General features: G+C 37.6%; 18 protein-coding genes, 1 tRNA gene and 1 other RNA gene. 15 read left to right on the plus strand and 5 right to left on the minus strand.

Annotated elements, in window-relative coordinates:
- Window positions 1-26 precede the first annotated feature (26 nt).
- The 4 genes from WMO38_RS10475 (at window position 27) to WMO38_RS10490 (ending at window position 2,482) form a co-directional block, all read left to right on the plus strand.
- A tRNA-Lys gene (locus tag WMO38_RS10475) sits at window positions 27-99 on the plus strand.
- Window positions 100-426: 327 nt separating this feature from the next.
- Window positions 427-681: a hypothetical protein gene (locus WMO38_RS10480; protein WP_021865589.1), complete on the plus strand. Its 255-nt coding sequence runs from the start codon at window positions 427-429 to the stop codon at window positions 679-681.
- A 169-nt stretch (window positions 682-850) separates the two neighbouring features.
- The gene (locus tag WMO38_RS10485; protein WP_349162598.1) at window positions 851-1,684 is read left to right on the plus strand and encodes a DUF5685 family protein; all 834 of its coding nucleotides are present in this window, start codon (window positions 851-853) and stop codon (window positions 1,682-1,684) included.
- A gap of 21 nt (window positions 1,685-1,705) precedes the next feature.
- Window positions 1,706-2,482: a J domain-containing protein gene (locus WMO38_RS10490; protein WP_349162600.1), complete on the plus strand. Its 777-nt coding sequence runs from the start codon at window positions 1,706-1,708 to the stop codon at window positions 2,480-2,482.
- Between the two features lie 57 nt (window positions 2,483-2,539).
- On the opposite strand, the gene WMO38_RS10495 is transcribed toward WMO38_RS10490, so the two are convergent.
- Window positions 2,540-4,306 carry a DUF885 domain-containing protein gene (locus tag WMO38_RS10495; RefSeq protein WP_349162602.1) on the minus strand — a complete coding sequence of 589 codons (1,767 nt, stop codon included), beginning with the start codon at window positions 4,304-4,306 and terminating at the stop codon, window positions 2,540-2,542.
- 193 nt (window positions 4,307-4,499) lie between these two features.
- Here WMO38_RS10495 and metG point away from each other — a divergent pair, with 193 nt between their 5' ends.
- Window positions 4,500-6,506 carry a methionine--tRNA ligase gene (gene metG / locus WMO38_RS10500; protein WP_349162603.1) on the plus strand — a complete coding sequence of 669 codons (2,007 nt, stop codon included), beginning with the start codon at window positions 4,500-4,502 and terminating at the stop codon, window positions 6,504-6,506.
- A gap of 296 nt (window positions 6,507-6,802) precedes the next feature.
- Window positions 6,803-7,372 carry a GNAT family N-acetyltransferase gene (locus WMO38_RS10505; RefSeq protein ID WP_349162604.1) on the plus strand — a complete coding sequence of 190 codons (570 nt, stop codon included), beginning with the start codon at window positions 6,803-6,805 and terminating at the stop codon, window positions 7,370-7,372.
- On the opposite strand, the gene WMO38_RS10510 is transcribed toward WMO38_RS10505, so the two are convergent.
- Window positions 7,369-7,845, minus strand: a complete 477-nt coding sequence (locus WMO38_RS10510) for a pyridoxamine 5'-phosphate oxidase family protein (protein ID WP_021865583.1) — start codon at window positions 7,843-7,845, stop codon at window positions 7,369-7,371. The two genes, WMO38_RS10505 and WMO38_RS10510, sit on opposite strands and share 4 nt — an antisense overlap.
- A 216-nt stretch (window positions 7,846-8,061) precedes the next feature.
- On the opposite strand from WMO38_RS10510, the gene WMO38_RS10515 reads away from it, so the two are divergent.
- From WMO38_RS10515 to WMO38_RS10525, 3 genes are read left to right on the plus strand one after another with little or no spacing between them, the layout of a single operon-like run.
- On the plus strand, window positions 8,062-8,835 hold the full coding sequence (locus WMO38_RS10515) for a TatD family hydrolase (protein ID WP_349162606.1): 774 nt from the start codon (window positions 8,062-8,064) through the stop codon (window positions 8,833-8,835).
- A 17-nt stretch (window positions 8,836-8,852) separates the two neighbouring features.
- The gene (rsmA, locus tag WMO38_RS10520; protein WP_021865581.1) at window positions 8,853-9,743 is read left to right on the plus strand and encodes a 16S rRNA (adenine(1518)-N(6)/adenine(1519)-N(6))-dimethyltransferase RsmA; all 891 of its coding nucleotides are present in this window, start codon (window positions 8,853-8,855) and stop codon (window positions 9,741-9,743) included.
- Window positions 9,740-10,630, plus strand: a complete 891-nt coding sequence (locus WMO38_RS10525) for an alpha/beta hydrolase (protein WP_349162608.1) — start codon at window positions 9,740-9,742, stop codon at window positions 10,628-10,630. Before rsmA ends, WMO38_RS10525 begins: the two co-directional genes overlap by 4 nt.
- A 318-nt stretch (window positions 10,631-10,948) precedes the next feature.
- On the opposite strand, the gene WMO38_RS10530 is transcribed toward WMO38_RS10525, so the two are convergent.
- Window positions 10,949-11,935: an RpnC/YadD family protein gene (locus tag WMO38_RS10530; protein ID WP_349162610.1), complete on the minus strand. Its 987-nt coding sequence runs from the start codon at window positions 11,933-11,935 to the stop codon at window positions 10,949-10,951.
- 171 nt (window positions 11,936-12,106) lie between these two features.
- Here WMO38_RS10530 and WMO38_RS10535 point away from each other — a divergent pair, with 171 nt between their 5' ends.
- Window positions 12,107-13,078: a DUF6128 domain-containing protein gene (locus tag WMO38_RS10535; protein WP_349162611.1), complete on the plus strand. Its 972-nt coding sequence runs from the start codon at window positions 12,107-12,109 to the stop codon at window positions 13,076-13,078.
- 8 nt (window positions 13,079-13,086) lie between these two features.
- Here WMO38_RS10535 and WMO38_RS10540 read toward each other — a convergent pair whose 3' ends face one another.
- Together WMO38_RS10540 and tadA are read right to left on the minus strand one after the other, a co-directional pair.
- Entirely contained in the window at window positions 13,087-13,626 is a 540-nt protein-coding gene (locus WMO38_RS10540) for a GNAT family N-acetyltransferase (protein ID WP_186837375.1), read from the minus strand.
- On the minus strand, window positions 13,623-14,144 hold the full coding sequence (gene tadA / locus WMO38_RS10545; protein ID WP_349162613.1) for a tRNA adenosine(34) deaminase TadA: 522 nt from the start codon (window positions 14,142-14,144) through the stop codon (window positions 13,623-13,625). Before tadA ends, WMO38_RS10540 begins: the two co-directional genes overlap by 4 nt.
- Window positions 14,145-14,268: 124 nt before the next feature.
- On the opposite strand from tadA, the gene ffs reads away from it, so the two are divergent.
- The 5 genes from ffs (at window position 14,269) to WMO38_RS10570 (ending at window position 18,698) form a co-directional block, all read left to right on the plus strand.
- Window positions 14,269-14,531, plus strand: an RNA gene (ffs, locus tag WMO38_RS10550) — signal recognition particle sRNA large type.
- 53 nt (window positions 14,532-14,584) lie between these two features.
- Window positions 14,585-16,219, plus strand: a complete 1,635-nt coding sequence (gene dnaX, locus WMO38_RS10555; RefSeq protein ID WP_349162615.1) for a DNA polymerase III subunit gamma/tau — start codon at window positions 14,585-14,587, stop codon at window positions 16,217-16,219.
- The gene (locus WMO38_RS10560; protein ID WP_349162616.1) at window positions 16,219-16,569 is read left to right on the plus strand and encodes a YbaB/EbfC family nucleoid-associated protein; all 351 of its coding nucleotides are present in this window, start codon (window positions 16,219-16,221) and stop codon (window positions 16,567-16,569) included. Before dnaX ends, WMO38_RS10560 begins: the two co-directional genes overlap by 1 nt.
- Entirely contained in the window at window positions 16,569-17,165 is a 597-nt protein-coding gene (gene recR / locus WMO38_RS10565) for a recombination mediator RecR (RefSeq protein WP_021865567.1), read from the plus strand. The genes WMO38_RS10560 and recR overlap by 1 nt, the downstream gene beginning before the upstream one ends.
- 15 nt (window positions 17,166-17,180) lie before the next feature.
- The gene (locus WMO38_RS10570) at window positions 17,181-18,698 is read left to right on the plus strand and encodes a hypothetical protein (protein ID WP_349162618.1); all 1,518 of its coding nucleotides are present in this window, start codon (window positions 17,181-17,183) and stop codon (window positions 18,696-18,698) included.
- The last annotated feature ends 28 nt before the right edge of the window (window positions 18,699-18,726 follow it).

The raw sequence follows: 18,726 nt of genomic DNA on the forward strand, positions 1-18,726 counted from the left end.
TCTGGAAGCCAGAAGAAATCTAATATGCGCCGCTAGCTCAGTTGGTAGAGCACCTGACTCTTAATCAGGGTGTCCAGGGTTCGAACCCCTGGCGGCGCACTTACGAAAGTCTTATGATTTGGTCGTTGGAGCCAGGTTGTGGGGCTTTTATTTTTTGCGTTGAGAATATTTGAAAAATAAAAATGTAGAGAGCCGGGAGTTAAATTTGTTCTATATGGACGCAGTTTAATTCCCGGCTCTCTTTGTTAAATCTTTTCAGCTAGTTTTGCTACGGTTTCTTCAGGCAGTTCCGTAATATCAGCGACCGATTTAATATCATTTCCACAGGTGAGCAGTTTGGCTTGCAGTAGTAAATATGATATATGAATTATAAAATTTACTCTGGGAACACTAACACTATCTTGATAGTGAAAGGAGGCAGAGATTATGTATCCACGCAGAAATTCGGAGAAAAATGACAGTTATTATGATGATGAGGATTATCTGATTAGCCGTAAAATGCTTGGAAATGACGAGGCTTATGGTGATGACAGTTATTATGACGATGAAGATTATCTTGATATGGCAGATGCAGTGTCCTCAAATGATTGCACAGGGCTTTTGACACATGGAACAGGACTAGAAGAAGAACTTGATTACTACAGTCAGCTTTATAAGTTCGGGACAAGTCCTGATGAGTAATTAATTTAGAATAATTCTATAATTATAAACATTTTATAATAAATCTTTTGCTGTAATTGACTGTAAAAGTAAGTTGTTATATGATAACAGCAAGTCGGATAGCCGGCGGATGAATGTTGTAGTTCATTTACCGAATGTCCGGCTTGTTGTTTGCAGGAGGAAGAGGTCTTTGTACGGATATGTGGTTGTTAATAAGCCTGAGTTGAAGTTTCGTGAATTTGATGTTTACAGGTCGTACTATTGCGGATTATGCAAGGTACTTGGAAAGGAATACGGATTTACCGGTAGAATATCACTCAGTTATGATATGACTTTTTTAATAATGCTGTTAAGTGGTTTATACGAACCAAAGACTGAATATGGAAAGGAAAAGTGTTTGGTCCATCCGGTTGCAAAGCATGAATACCGCATTAATGAAGTTACAGATTATGTTGCGGATATGAATATACTTATGATGTATTATAAATGTATGGATGACTGGAATGATGAACATAAAGTTACGAGAAAGATTCTTGCAGACAGCTATAATTCCAAAGTTAATATAATAAGGAAGAAATACGAAAACAAAGCACGTATAATAGAGTCGTCACTAAAGGATTTATCTGAACTTGAAGCACAGAAATGTAATGATATTGACAGAGTTTCATATTGTTTTGGTAAGCAGCTTGCGGCAATAACAGCATGGCGTGACGATGAATGGCATGAGACGCTTTCAAAGCTAGGCTTTTTTCTCGGCAAGTATATTTATATACTTGATGCATATGACGATTTGGAAAAAGATGTTGAAAAAAAGAATTATAATATGCTTATTCCATATATGAAACAGCCGGATTTTGATAATTATGTAGGAAATCTGCTTAATAGTATAATGGCGGAATGTGCAAGATATTTTGAACGTCTTCCTATTATTAATGATGTTGAGATTTTAAGAAACATAATCTATTCTGGTGTCTGGACGCGTTTTGATGCGGCAAAGTTAAGGCATGAGAAGAAAAATAATTAATGTTAATACAGGAGTAAATAAGTGAGTGATCCATATCAGGTATTAGGTGTATCAAGGGATGCATCTGACGAAGAGATAAAAAAAGCATACAGGGCATTAAGCCGTAAATATCATCCGGATGCTAATATTAACAATCCGAATAAGGATAAAGCAGAAGAGATGTTTAAGATAGTCCAGCAGGCTTATAATCAGATAATGAAAGAAAAAGAGATGGGATACAGTTCATCCGGAAGTTCATATTCCGGATATGGAGGTTATTCCGGATACGGTCAGACAGGACGCTCATCAGGTGGCGGTTATGGCTATGACGGAGATAATCAGCAGAATGGCAATCCATATGGAGATTTTGGTGGATTCTGGGGATTTGGACCGTTTGGATTTGGTGGATATTCTTATAGCGGAGGTCAGAACCGCACAGATAATATGGGAGATGATGAGACAGGAATGCATCTCAAAGCGGCTGTAAATTATATTAACAGCGGAGCTTTTCAGGAGGCAATTAATGTCCTTAATGGAATAGATAACCGTGACGGAAGATGGTACTATTACAGTGCACAGGCAAATTCTGGAGCCGGTAACACTGCAACAGCACTTGAGCATGCAAAGCATGCCGTGGAGATAGACCCTGATAATGTAGCATATCAGAATCTTTACAGACAGCTTCAAAGCGGTGGACAATGGTATGCAGGAAGAGGACAGTCATATGGCAGAACTACTATGAATCCGGGTGGATATTGCATGACGCTTTTATGCCTTAATTTATGTTGTGGTCCAACTTGTGGAATAAGATTCTGCTGATTGTGGAAAAGATAACATAATAAATATTTTTATGTGGAAAACCAATCTGCAGATATTTTATTCAGGCAGATTTTCAAACAATATGTCAAATTGTACAGGTCCCATATCGAGGATGTACTTATGAAATTCTTTAAGATTAAAGCTGTTGCCTTGTTTTTGCATGGCGGCAGCTTTTAATTCCATAAATCCCACATAGCCAAGAACATATTTGCAATAATTTGCAGGTTCGGAGAGCATCTGCGAGTACATCTGTGTGGCAACGGATTTGTCATTAAATCCATATGAACTTATAAAATTGTATACATCATCTTCTGACCAGCCATAGTAGTTGACACCAATATCTACTTTTCCATAGATTAGCATAATAGTTGAATAATTAAGCTGCATAAGAGTATTTAACGGAGCATTATCTGTGTCGGCATATTGGTAAGAAAGAGCTTCACAGTAAGTGGCCCAGCCTTCAATATATCCGCCGGGCTGGATAATGTGTCTGATTAAATCAGAATTTTTGTTTGCAAAATATGTAATCTGATACATGTGTCCCGGAAATCCTTCATGTGCAAGTGTTGTATAAATATCTGAAGAGCCGGTGCTTTTGGGGTTGATATATATTGAGTTGACAGCATTGTTGTCAATCTGAGGAGTAAAATACATTGCAGGGCTTGCATAATCCTGTAATGCTTTTGTGATATATTTTACTTCATAATTGACATCGGCTCCCTCAGGAAATGATGTTTTTATTTTCTCTTTTAAATCTGAAAGGATTTCCATTGGCTGTGTATATTGAAAATGAAATGTGTTGAACTGGTCGGAAAGTCCAAGATTTTTTCTGTATAACCCTTGTATAGAGGCAATATTTCGGCTTATATACGAATCAAGAAGAGCGTCGTATTCATCAATGGTCTTGGACCAGCCCATCTGGTTATTTACAAGGTATTCGTAGTATTTCTGTCCGTTTGGATAGTTGCAGAGACCGCCGCTGTATTTTCCTGTATTTTTAAGCTGTTCAATGCCGTCTGCAAGAATACGGTAACCTTTAATCACATGTTCATTTACGGCAGCTTTGTTTCTTTCTTGGTAAGAAGATTTCTGCGTTTCATCAAGTTCCGGTAAATTGTTCAGCTTTTCTTCAAATGTTGTTATAAGATAACCATCATCGGCACTGTCTATAAATGTATTGCACTGCTCAATGATTTCTTCTGCGAGGGAGGTTTCCATAAAATAGCCCTTTTCGCTTCGCATTTTTTCATATTCGATAAGATTTTCAAAAAATTCGTCCGTATCTTCGACAGCACAAAGATATTCGTCAATATCTTTTACTTCATTGAATGTATATTCCGCAAATATGATAGGAAGCTGAACCTGTATTCCTATTGTTGTCGATAAGTCTGTATCAAGCAGAAATAAATCGCAGTATTCGAGTTTTGTTTCAAGATATTTTTTTAATAATTCATATGTAATCTGCTGGTTTTTTGAAAGACTGTTTTTGTCAAACGAATTAAGCTGCGTCAGACAGTCAGATATATCTGAGCTGTCCGTTGGATTATCGAGATTATATCTGCCGAGTGTTTTTTCATAATTGGTAATACCGTAGTTTTCAGGATGTTGTAATATCGTATGAAGGGAAAGAATATCTCCTGAGACATTATCACGAAAAATTGCATCGGTAAATTCCCTGAAATTTTCATTTTCTGATGAGGCAGAATATACAGTGTTTTGCTGGTTATTACGGACAGTGTCTGCAGAATGACAACCGGCAAGAAGTGAAAATGACAGGATTAATGATGTAAATATTAATAAAAAGCGTTTTTTTGTAATTTTCAAATATAAACCCTCCTGAAATCTGTTGTTGTAAACTTAACTTATTATACTATATTTTATCACTGCACGCAAAATGCGGCTCTTGATATATTAAATCAGTTTTGCTACAATATTTAATTAAATGGCGGATGTTTTAAGTGTATGAAGCTTATTTCATCTTTAGATTGAAACAGTAAAGAGTTAGGAGGCTATGACAATGCCACAGAATAAAGGACCATTTTATATGACAACAGCGATTGCCTATACTTCAGGCAAACCGCATATCGGTAATACTTACGAGATAGTTCTCGCGGACAGCATTGCAAGATATAAAAGACAGCAGGGCTATGATGTTTTTTTCCAGACAGGAACTGACGAACATGGACAGAAGATTGAGCTTAAAGCCGAAGAAGCCGGCATTACACCAAAAGAATTTGTTGATAATGTATCAGGTGAGATTAAGAGAATATGGGATTTGATGAATACATCATATGATAAGTTCATTCGTACTACAGATGATTATCATGAAAAACAGGTTCAGAAGATTTTTAAGAAGCTTTATGACCAGGGTGATATTTATAAGGGTTCATATGAAGGAATGTATTGTACACCATGTGAGTCATTTTGGACAGAGTCACAGCTTGTAGATGGTAAATGTCCTGACTGTGGACGTGAAGTTAAGCCGGCTAAGGAGGAGGCATATTTCTTCAGGATGAGCAAGTATGCGGACAGACTTATCGAGCATATTAATACACATCCTGAATTTATTCAGCCTGTTTCAAGAAAGAATGAGATGATGAACAATTTCCTTCTTCCTGGACTTCAGGATTTATGTGTATCAAGAACATCTTTCAAATGGGGTATCCCGGTTGATTTTGATGATAAGCATGTAGTCTATGTGTGGCTTGATGCTCTTACTAACTATATTACAGGTATAGGTTATGATGCAGACGGTAACTCGAGCGAACAGTATAAGAAGTTCTGGCCGGCAGACCTTCATCTTATCGGAAAGGATATTATCAGATTCCATACGATTTACTGGCCGATATTCCTTATGGCACTCGGTGAACCGCTTCCAAAGCAGGTATTTGGACACCCATGGCTTTTGCAGGGCGATGGTAAGATGAGTAAGTCAAAAGGCAATGTTATTTATGCAGATGACCTTGTAGATATGTTTGGCGTTGACGCTGTAAGATATTTTGTCCTTCACGAAATGCCTTTTGAAAATGATGGTGTTATTTCATGGGAGCTTATGGTTGAGCGTATGAATTCAGACCTTGCCAATACGCTTGGTAATCTTGTAAACAGAACAATTGCCATGTCAAATAAGTATTTTGGCGGCAATGTTGCAAAGACAGGTGCCGACACGACAGGTGCGGGTACAGATGAGAATGGTGCAAGCCTTGATTTTGATGCAGAACTTAAAGCTGTTGTGACAGGTACAAAGGCAAGAGTTGAAGATAAGATGAAGACACTTCATGTTGCTGACGCAATTACGGAGATATTTACTCTTTTTAAGAGATGCAATAAATATATTGATGAGACAATGCCTTGGGCACTTGCAAAAGATGAGACAAAGAAAGACCGTCTCAGCGAAGTTTTATATAACCTTGTTGAAAGCATTACAGTCGGAGCAAATCTTCTGACACCTTATATGCCTGAGACTTCTGAGCGTATTCTTGCACAGCTTTATCCTGCAAATCCAAAGGCTGGAGAGAGAGATTTTGATGACCTCGACAAGTTTGGTTTAAGAGAAAATGATATAAAAGTAACTGAAAAACCAGAAATATTATTTGCCCGGCTTGATCTTGAAGAAGTTATGAAAGAAGTTGAAAAGATTCAGGAAGCACAAAAAAAGGCAGCCGGAATTAAGGATTATCCAAAGGTTGAGAAAAAGCCTGAGATTACAATTGATGATTTTGACAAGATTCAGATTCAGGTTGGTGAAGTAATTAAGTGTGAACCTGTAAAGAAAGCAAAGAAACTTCTTGTTTCACAGATTCGCATCGGCGATGAGGTAAGACAGATTGTTTCTGGAATTGCAGCATATTATAAGCCGGAAGAAATGGTTGGAAAAAAAGTTGCTGTAATTACGAACTTAAAGCCTTGCAAGCTCTGCGGCGTTGAGTCCCAGGGAATGATTCTTGCGGCAGCAGATGATGAGAATAATCTTTCTGTTCTGACTGTTGATAAGGATATTATTGAGGGCAGTGAAATCAGATAAAATGAACAGCAGAGTATGTTGCTGAAGATGAGATTGTCGATACTTTTAAAGCGATGGTAGAAAAGATGTTTAATGGTGCAGCTACCGCAAAAGGTGCTGTTATTATTACGCCGGAAAAGGTGATTGTCACAACTCCGGGTGCTGATAATAAAAAAGAAATATAAGATAAAACATTCCGTCGGAGTTCTTGCTTAAAAACAAAAATTCCGACGGATATTTTTATGCTGCGGATAAATGTGGGAATGATTTCATGTAGCTTTATGACCTGTGGAACAATTTGAGAAGGTGATATAATTATGGCGAAATACAAAAAGAAACTTTATGCTGATATTAGGTGCCCGCTTGAATACGGACTTACGATATTTGGCGGGAAATGGAAATCAAGAATTATATGTGTTCTGTCTACACAAAAGACTTTGAGATACAGTGAAATAAGAACAGAGATGTATAATATAACCGATGCGGTTCTTGCGGCAACATTGAAAGAATTAATTGCTGACGGAATAGTAAACAGACGGTCTTTTGATGAAATACCTCCGAGGGTGGAATATCCGCAAAAACTGTATAAGGCACTTATGAATTCCCAAACTGTGCTCACTGTGTGGGACGATGCGAGACTTGTCGGTCTCATACGCGTCCTTGATGATTCGGAAATGCTCGCACAGATTCATTATGTACTTGTACATCCGGAATATCAAGGACGGGGTATTGCAGGCAGAATGGTGGAATACATTAAAGAAAAATATAGGAATTTTATGTATCTTGAACTTATGCCTGAAGACAAAAATAACGTTCCTTTTTATGAAAAGCATGGATTTCATGTTATGGAAAACGGAGCAGCAATGCAGATATGTAATATTAATTAACTTTCTTTGACAAGTTTGCCGCTGATGTGTTCGGGAATAAGTTCGAGGCAGCATACGCGGTTTCCTGCTTTTTCAAGCTCATCGGCGACATAATTTTCGTCATCGGTGAATTTATAGCAGAGATTTTTACAAATTTCAATTATTTTTTCATTGTCATTTACAATGCTGATTTTTCCGAAAACAATTACACTGTTTATATAGAGAGGCCATTCGCCGTCTTTTCTGTATCCTTTGTCGTATGTGCAAAAAGATACTTTGTTACATTTTTTAATCGCATCAAGTTTATGTCCTTCTTTGGCACCGTGAAAATAAATGCGGTTTTCGATTTCGTCATACCAATAATCAATAGGAAGTCCGTAAGGATAGCCGTCATCGCCGATTACGGAGAGGACTCCGCGGACTTCGTTTTTAAGAATTTTCTTACATTCGGTTTCGTTTAATTCCTGTTTAAATCTTCTCATTTTTCTAAACATATAAGCTTTCTCCGTTCAAAATGTTTTAATAATTACTTATTATATTGAAGTCATGGTTGGAATTCAATTAAAAGAACAAAAAAATAATCGTGAAAATGAATTACGTTTTGACTAACATATCCAATTAATCTATAATATATTAAGGCAGAGAATATTTTGCCGAATTTATGCTTTTGCGGTATTATGATATAAAAAAGTATTTAACGGAGAGTAACAGTGAAAATATTTGAAACACATTCTCATTATGATGATAGTGCATTTGATGATGACAGAGATGAGCTTATCAGTAAGATGTTATCAGATGATGGTGAACTGGAGTATTTAATAAATGTCGGGGCAAGTTTAGACGGGTGTAAAAAATCACTTGAACTTGCAGACAAATATGATAAAGTGTATGCGGCGGTAGGAGTTCACCCTGAGGACGTAGGGAATCTTACCATGCACGATATACAATGGTTGAAAAAACAGGCTTTAAACAATGAAAAAGTTGTTGCAATTGGAGAAATCGGACTTGATTATCATTATCTTGATAATCCGAAGGAAATCCAGAAAATGTGGTTTGAGACGCAGATTGAAGCGGCAGTTGATGTTAATAAGCCTATAATTGTCCACTCAAGAGAAGCGTGTGCTGATACGATACAGTGCATGAAAAATAAGAGAGCAGACAAAGCCGGCGGAGTGATACATTGTTATTCTTATACAAAAGAAGCAGCAAAGGAATTTCTTGATATGGGATTTTTTATAGGTGTAGGCGGTGTCGTGACTTTTAAAAATGCACGAAAGCTTGTTGAGACGGTAGAAGAAGTGCCGGTGACAAGAATCGTTCTTGAAACGGACTGCCCTTATATGGCACCTGAGCCACACCGCGGAACGAGAAATGACAGCAGAAATATAAGATATGTTGCCGAAAAGATAGCACAGATTAAAGGAATTACGGCACAGGAAGTTATAGATATAACCAATGAAAATGCGAAAAAGTTATTTTTTTAAAACAGAATGGAGATTGTATGGCATTTGAAAATGTAAAGCATCTTGGAAATCCAACGAACACAATAGAAATACTGGATAAATATGGATTTTCATTTCAAAAAAAATATGGGCAGAATTTTCTTATTGATGAAAATGTAGTGAGAAAGATTGTGCGTGAAGCAGGCGTGACGAAGGACGATTTTGTTCTTGAAATCGGTCCGGGAATCGGAACTATGACACAGATTCTGTGTGAGGAAGCAAGAGAAGTTGTTGCGGTCGAGATTGACAAGAAATTAATTCCGATTCTTGAAAATGATACATTAAGTTATTATAACAATGTTACTGTCATTAATGAAGATGTGTTAAAGCTTGATATTGTTAAGCTTGCGGCAGAGCATAACAACTCAGAACCGATAAAAGTTGTTGCGAATCTCCCATATTATATTACAACTCCTATTGTCATGGGGCTATTTGAGAGTAAAGTTCCGTTAGACAGCATAACTATTATGGTTCAGAAAGAGGTTGCCGACAGAATGCAGGTTGGTCCCGGCACAAAAGATTATGGGGCACTGTCGCTTGCGGTGCAGTATTATGCGAAACCGCAGGTAGTTCTTACAGTTCCGGCAAGTTGTTTTATGCCGCGTCCAAATGTTGATTCTGCAGTGATAAAACTTGAAAGATATAAAGAACCACCGGTAAAAGCTGATAATGAAAAATTAATGTTTGGTATAATAAGAGCTTCTTTTAACCAGAGAAGAAAAACCATGACAAACAGCGTGTGTGGTTGTGCAGAGTTAGGAATAACAAAAGAAAAATTAATTGAGGCATTGGAGGAATGTAATCTTTCGCCGACAGTGAGAGGTGAGGCACTTACACTTGAGCAATTTGCAAAATTATCTAATATATTAAATGCGAGAGGCACAAAATGAACAGTGTAATGACAAAACAATTTTATAAACAAAGAAGTGATTTTGAGAAATCATGTGTCACAAGAGATGAAAAATTAACATTTCCTGACGGAGTTGATTTTACCGAAAATATAGCATACGCAGATGATAATGAAAAAGCACACAGGCTGGATATTTTCCGTCCACAAAATGCTAAAGATACCATGCTTCCAGTTATAATTAACGTACATGGCGGTGGATTGCTTCTTGGCAATAAAGAGTTTAACAGATATTTTTGTGCCTTGCTTTGCAAGAAAGGATTTCTTGTATACAGTATAGAATACAGGCTTGTTCCTGACTGCATGATATTTGATCAGTTAAGGGATGTATTTGCGGCTATGGATTTTATAAAGAAACGTGTGAAGCCAGACGGTGGTGACTTGTCACATGTATACATGGTCGGAGACAGTGGAGGTGCATGCCTTATTACATATGCTAATGCAATTCAGAACAGCTACAAAATTGCTAAGGCAGCAGGGGTAAAACCATCGGATTTGCATGTTAGTGCACTCGGACTTATCAGCGGTATGTTTTACACAACAAAGTTTGATAAGATTGGGCTTTTTCTTCCTAAGTTTTTATATGGCAAAAATTACAAAAAGACACCATTTTTCAAATATGTAAATCCTGAAAATAAAGAACTTGTTAATTCACTTGCACCGGCATGGCTGGTGACAAGCCATAATGATCATCTGCGGAAATATACAATTAATTTTGAAAAAGCACTTGCTGCGGCACAAAAGGAGCATGAACTTATCGATTATCCAAAAAATAAAAATCTTACACATGCATTCAGTGTCTTTGAACCATTTCTTGATGAAAGCAGCGAAGTTATAGATATGATGACAGAATATCTAAGAAAATTTTAATATGTAAAGTGACAGAAAGGAATTGGAATATGATTTTGCATAATCGTTTAATACCGATTTTAGACCCGGTTAATATTGAATTCATAAACAAAATTTATTAATTCAAGGAGATTATGATGAACAATCCAATTAAAGATTTAACAAAAAAGGAATGGCTGCTGTGGACAGGTTCTCTTTTTTAATAATATGTACGGATTTGTAAGCTGGAGAAAAAGAGAGGTAGCTGTAGATAAAGTTGATGTAGCGATGTAATGATATAAGCGTGCCGGGAATTAAATTTGTCCTATATGGATACAGTTTAATCCCCGGCTTGCTTTGTTAAATCTTTTCAGCCAGTTTTGATACGGTTTCTTCAGGCAGTTCCGTAATATCAGCGACTGACTTAATATCATTTCCACAGGTGAGCAGTTTTGTTGCAATCTGAATTTTGGTCTGTTCTTCGCCCTCAATGAAGCCCTCGGCATGTCCACTTGCTTCGCCCTCAATGAAGCCTTCGGCACGTCCACGGTTTAAAATATCCTTGTCTCTGTAATTTAAAACTTTACCACCCATATTAAGATTCACTCCTTTTTTTATTTTTTTATATTTTGCGGCGAGGTGTTTTACAACCTTGCGGGACATCTCAAGAATTGCTGCTTTTGTGTATTCTGAAAGAATACCGGCGTGGCTCGCCTCGTTAAGATGCTTTGTAATGTATGTGTATTCAGCTTCTAATTTCTTTAATTTTTCATCATTTTGTTCAATTTCATTAAAGTCTTTTTCATATACAAAAATATGAAAAGGTATGAGAAAAAACAGATGTTTTTCAAACAGTTCATCGGCGGAATACTGTCTTACTTTTAAAACAGGAACATTATATGACACATTTCCTCCGGGAGTTAAGATATTGATATTCATCTCATCAGGAGTGTGTGATGTATGACGTAGTGATATGATTGCAGAATCGGGGAAACTTACAGTAAGAGTATCGGGCGTAAGTTCCCTGTTTTCAAGTGCAATCTGTGTATCATATTCAAACATACGCACAATCATGCTGCCATCCTCAAAACTTTGACATTCAATGTGATACCGCTTTGTACATTTTATATTGCATGTGTTGTCACTCATGATTTCAAAGCTGGAATCAGTGATTCGCTCCTGCTTACTGCCGTCGGGCATCTGTATAAAATGCTCGTTCTGGAGCAGACGTATTTTTTCATTTCCGGTATAATTGGTATGAAAAATTTCATTGACAACCGGAATCATAAGTTCCGTACAATCAGTAAGAAGTGTACGGAATACATCATCGTATGGTGTACTGGACATTCAGTATTTCCTTTCTTTAAATTATACTTGATTATTGGGATTGACGGCAAGTGAATTGATAGATTTTCTGGAGCACATGTGTGCGAATATCCGGTTATAAATTAGTAATAATAATCCTGACTTTGACATACCTTTGCAATAGGTATCAGTTTTGTTGAAAGGAAGGATTTTATGATTGAGTATAAAAGATTTATATCATATATTTATGCTTATGCAGGGGGAGTGAGGGATAAAAATACAGGCTTTGCAAAAGCACAGGTACAGGGACAGAAGTTTGAACTTGCAATAAATCTCAGAGGAGTATATACGGATACACCTGAATATATGAATGTCAGTTTTGTAATGCAAAAAGAGGAAAATAAATCAAAATACAGGCTTCTGGTTGTTGGAAGAATTCTTGTCAACAATGGAATTGGCTCGTATATGGGCGTGTTTAATGCCGAGAATATCGAAAATTCGGGATTTGAATTTTCAGATATATGTGGAATTGCAATAACTAAAGAAAATGATACATATTATATGATGTCAAGCATGTGGCAGGATGACGAGATTAATGAGAATAATATCGAGTTTCTGCCAAAAGGATATAATAAAAATTTACAGATGAAACAGGCAGGGGATGAGGCTGCCACACCGCAAACAACAGAGCAGTCACCGCAGGCAGAAATAGAACAGGTCGGTGACTCTGTGATTAACACGGTGGAACAACAAAAAAATACAGATTCACAGCCACAGCAACCTCTTCGGGCAACAGAAACAGAAAATTTTGAGATACAGGAAATTCTTGATGTTGAAGGGGTTGAGAAATTGTTTGAACAGGAAGACAGCGTCAATGTATTTGATGATGATTATTATTATGACTGCATAGAAGTAACGCCGGAGACACTAAGGAAACTCCCGGTTGAAGATGAAGTGATTGTCAACAACAGCTTTCTGATACACGGCTTTTACAATTACAAGCATCTGCTGCTTGGCAGGGTGCGTGAAAATGAAAATCACACGCGGTACTTTATAGGTGTGCCGGGGATGTATTCAAACAGGGACAGATTCATGGCATCAATGTTTGGTTTTGATAATTTCAAAAAGAGTCACAGAAGTGATTTTTCAAATCCATATTTTGGATACTGGTATCAGGAATTTTGATGAGATAATTACGATATATAAGTAAAGCGGAGGTGGTCACGCCATTCTTTGTTGATTTTTGCATATGCGTATGCACTGCCTTCGCTTATAAATCCCATAGTTCTGGCAAGATTTACAGATGCGTCATTACCGGGAAGAATGTATGCTTCAATCCTGTGCATGCCATATTCTGTAACCATAATTTTAAGTGCCATGGTAAGCATACGTCTGCCGTAGCCCATACGACGGTATTTTTCGTCGATTTTATATCCGATTACGCAGCTTTTCATTGAGCTTTTTATGTCAGTAAATGAAACGCTTCCGATAATTTTATCCGAAACACTGTTGTCGTACAGAAAAAAACGGATATGTTTTCCATGTATACATGCATTATATTCAGCCTTTAACAGATTATAGATGAATGTATACGTATAAAAATTAGACGGTTTGTCTGTCTCATATTTTTCAAATGAGTCTTTATTTCTTTTGTAAAAATCCAAAACTTCTCCGGTATGACTTGTGTCTAATACCTTTAACACAAGACTGTCCTGTTGATATTCAAATTTCATAAAGTCTCCGTTTCCGCACGTTTTTTTGAATTGCGTAATTCCTTAAAAAAATCAGTTAAAAGTCTGCTGCATTTATTTTCAAGAACACCGCGTGTAACGCTGCACATGTGGTTGAATTGAGGCATTTCAAGGATATTAAGTATTGAGCCTGCACATCCTGCCTTTGGATTCATGGAACCAATGACTACGCGGGGAATTCTTGCCTGTACGATTGCACCGGCACACATCTGGCATGGTTCGAGAGTTACATACATAGTACATTCCTCAAGACGCCAGTCGCCTAAAACTTTGCTGGCACGTCTTATGGCAGTTATTTCAGCATGGCCCAGAGTGGTCTTATCTGTGTTTCTGCGGTTATAGCCACGTGCAATGATTTTGTTGTCATGGACAATCACGCAGCCTATTGGAACTTCTTTTATTTTGTATGCTTTGACGGCCTGTGCAAGAGCTGCACTCATATATTTTTCATCAGCTTTTGATGTATCAGTATTATTTGTAGGAATATTACCTGGTTTCATGTCAGTCCCCTTTGTCTGAGTGAAATAATTGTCAAAATTTAAGATAATGTTACACCAATAATAAAAATATTACAAGCCTCATAAACCTTGACATGAGTTACGTTTACAGATATAATTAAAATTACCGTGCAGCCGGGGTAGTAGCGGCACCTTGTACCTGCAATCCGCTATAGCAGGGGTGATGTTCGGCAGAGGGCAATAGTTTATGGAGCAGCCCGGTATAAGTGGTGATGACATCTGGGTCTTCCGCAACAGAAATTCGTGAACCATGTCAGGTCAGGAATGAAGCAGCATTAAGCGAAAGCTTCTGTGTGCCGGAAGGGTGCCTGGATCGAGCTAACTGTACCGGTAACGTCTGTGGACAATTGTTCGAAGCCGGACGCACGGTTTTAATATGTTTATAAGCAGTGTACTTAAAAGTATTAGTAAGGAGGTTTCCGGTGTCATATCAGGCATTATACAGAAAATGGAGACCAACCGCCTTTTCTGATGTCAAAGGTCAGGACCATATAGTCACGACGTTACGTAATCAGATTAAATCAGACAGGATTGGACATGCTTATCTGTTCTGTGGTACGAGAGGAACAGGTAAGACTACGATAGCTAAGATATTTGCAAAGGCTGTAAATTGTGAGCATCCCATAGACGGAAATCCGTGCGGTGAATGTCCGGCATGTAAGGCGATTGCGGCAGGAACATCAATGAATGTGATTGAGATAGATGCGGCATCTAACAATGGTGTTGACAATATCCGTGAGATTCGTGATGAAGTACAGTATTCACCGACAGAGGGTAAGTATAAAGTATATATAATAGATGAGGTCCATATGCTCTCTATAGGTGCGTTTAATGCACTTTTAAAAACACTTGAAGAGCCTCCGTCATACGTTATATTTATACTTGCAACAACGGAAGCACACAAAATACCGATAACAATCTTATCAAGATGTCAAAGATATGATTTTCACAGGATTTCCATAGAGACTATTTCCGACAGATTATCTGAGCTTATGAAAGCTGAGAATATCAATGTTGAGGAACGTGCAATACGATATATTGCAAAAGCTGCAGATGGTTCAATGCGTGATGCATTAAGCCTTATAGACCAGTGTATAGCATTTTATCTGGGACAGGATTTAAAGTATGAAAATGTGCTTGAAGTTCTGGGAGCGGTTGATACGGCAGTGTTTGAAAATATGCTTGCACTTATAATGTCGTCAGATGCTGCCGGATGCATGCAGCTTATAGAACAGCTTATAATGCAGGGCAGGGAACTTGGTCAGTTTGTAAATGATTTCATATGGTATTTAAGAAATCTTTTACTCGTAAAAACTACGGATGATGAATCGAAACTTGCTGATATAATAGATGTGTCAGAAGACAGCCTTGCACAGTTGAAGTCAGACTCATCAAAAATTGATGAGGGCACGCTTATGCGGTATATAAGAGTGTTGTCTGATTTGTCAAATGAGTTAAAGTTTTCAACGCAGAAGCGTATTAAACTTGAAGTTACAATAATAAAGATGTGCAAGCCTTCAATGGAAAAAAATGACAGCGTGGAAGAACTTGCCGGGCGTGTCACACTTCTTGAAAATAATCTTGAAAAGACATGTAAGGAGCTTGAAAGCGGTGCGTTTGCAGTTAGTTCACCAGTTCCGTCAGCAGGTGCATCAATCAGTGGAACTGATGGTATACAATCACAGAAACCGGTAGAAAAGCGTGTCATAGAGGCTCTTCCGGATGATGTAAGACAGATTGCAGCATCATGGAACGGCATAATCAATACTATTGATGACCCGATGTATGTTGCGTTTTTAAGACAATGCCATGTTACGCTTGCAAAAGATGACATAAGTCTTGAGATAATGGTAAAATCCACATCGGCATATAATGCAATATCAAGAGAAGAGGAAGTAAATCGTCTAATTGAGGTTATTGAGGAAAGAACCGGCATAAAGGTAAATATAATAATTACAAAGCTGGCAGATGATGAGGATTTTCAAAACAGATTTACAGATATAAGAGAACTTGTTAATATGGATATAGAAGTAGATGATAAGGAGGAATACATCTAATGGCAAAAAGAGGCGGATTCCCGGGCGGTATGCCGGGCAATATGAATAATTTAATGAAGCAGGCACAGAGAATGCAGCGTCAGATGGAGACACAGCAGGCTGAGCTTGAAGCAAAGGAATTCTCTGCGGCAGCAGGCGGCGGAGTTGTAGAAGTTACAGTGAGCGGCAAGCGTGAAGTGACAAAAGTCAAGATTGACCCTGAAGCAGTTGATCCAGATGATGTTGAAATGCTTGAAGACTTAATTATGGCTGCAACAAATGAAGCTTTAAGAAAGTGTGAAGAAGAATCACAGGCACAGATGTCTAAGATTACAGGAGGTCTTTCAGGATTGGGCGGAGGCCTTTTCTAATGGATATTTACAGCGGACACATTAACAAATTAATTGAACAGTTGTCCAGATTACCAGGGGTTGGAGCTAAAAGTGCCCAGCGCCTGGCATTTCACATTATTAACATGCCACAGGAAGAGGTAGATGGACTGACTAATGCCATCACAAGTGCGAAAGCTAATGTGAGATATTGCAAAGAGTGTTTTACACTTACAGATGAAGAAATTTGTCCGATATGTGCCAATAAGGCACGTGACCATTCAACAATTATGGTGGTTGAACATACGCGTGATATGGCAGCATATGAAAAGACAGGCAAATATAATGGCGTATATCATGTGCTTCATGGTGCAATAAGCCCGATGCTTGGAATCGGACCTGCCGATATTAAGATTAAAGAGCTTATAAAAAGGCTTGAGGGTGATGTGAATGAAGTTATTATTGCAACCAATTCAAGTCTTGAGGGCGAGACAACCGCAATGTATCTTTCAAGGCTTATTAAGCCGACCGGAATTACGGTTACAAGAATTGCAAGCGGAGTTCCTGTCGGTGGAGACCTTGAATATATAGATGAAGTTACACTTCTGCGTGCTCTTGAGGGACGTACACAATTGTAAAATGGGAGCAGATTTATGGCTGTAAATATGGTAAACGATATTGTCTCCGGACACAGGGCGAGAATGCTCAATTTAAAAAAATATTATCCGTTTTTTAAACTCACAGAGATTTCATTGTCACAGTTTAAAGACGGCAAGTACGAAATACTTGATATGGGATATATCGTTATGGGTATTTTACGCTTTTTTATAGAGGAAAATAACTTTAATGAAAAAGATGTTACATACCCTGAATACCTTGAATTTTTTCATGAACTCATTTCAAGGGATTTCGGACTATTATTAAGTGAAGAAGAAAACAGGGAAATTGGCGGCTACATTTTTGATAAAATTAAAAATGACGGCCGCCCTTTTGATTTTGAATATTTTGACCCGGTTGAAAGAAAAAAGAGAATTTCACGGGTAAGGATGATTGAAAGCACAATAAGGGACAGTATAGTGTGGTATACGATAAGTTCCGATGCTGTGGAATTTTATCTTGATACAAAAGAGATAAAAGATGAGAGCAGGATAAGTGTGCAGCAGCTTCTGCTTGAAAAAATGATACAGGCAAAGAATTTCAAAGGTGGTACGGAAGTTGTTGAAAGAATTAATGAAGAGGTAAGCAGGCTTGCACTTGTGCAGCAGGATGTAATTAATACGCTTGCATCCGATGTTTTTGCCGGAATAGAAGCATACCGTGATTTTGTAGAAACGGGAATGCGTTGGTTTGATGATGAGGAAAAGCTGTTTAAGAAAAACAGTGATTTAATAAAATCGGCACTTGAAAAAATATCGCCGGGAGGGCAGGCGGATGCAGCATATTATAAGACAATCAGTGAGATATATGAGCTTGAAAACCAGCTGAAAGTTGCAATGAACAGACACGCACAGCTTCTTGGGGCATGCACCCATATGCAGAAACTCACAGATGATGCCGTAAGGCATGCAAAACTTTCTCAGATAAGAAGCCATGTTGATTTCACATCACTTTTAAAAAAGATGACGGAAAATGGTGATGCATCAGTGCTGATTCCTCTTATAAACGGAATTTTAAAACCAAATACGAAGAAAACATTTAATCTTAATTCCATAGATGAAGCACTTACAATGAGACCTGCAAGATATCAGGAGATAGAAAAGGTAAGTGTAAAAAAGCAGAAAGAAATCATATTTGAAGATGAGCTGGAAGAGAAAAGAATTGCGGATAATTATGTATTTATAATGAAAAATCTTATTTCGGCACTGCACAAAAAAGAAGAGTTCACACTGGAAGAATTTAATCTGTCAATGAAAAATATGTATTCCGAAAATGTTCTTAAAAATGCAGATTATTTTTCATTTTTCGTAAATCTGTGCCAGAAGAAAAAGCATATAATCGGTGGTGAAGATATGGATAGTGAAAGTTTTATGGATGATATATTGAAAAAATATTTTGAGAATGAAGCCCCGGTTGTTTTTTCTATAGATGAGGGGAATGGCAAAATGCTTGAACTTATGGATGGATGTGAAGTGAGCGACGTTACATTTCATAGAGAAGATTACAGCAATTAACATTTAATATAAATTTATACCGGAAGGG

The sequence above is a fragment of the Lachnospira hominis (ex Hitch et al. 2025) genome (assembly GCF_040096395.1).
GTDB classification, from domain to species: domain Bacteria; phylum Bacillota; class Clostridia; order Lachnospirales; family Lachnospiraceae; genus Lachnospira; species Lachnospira hominis.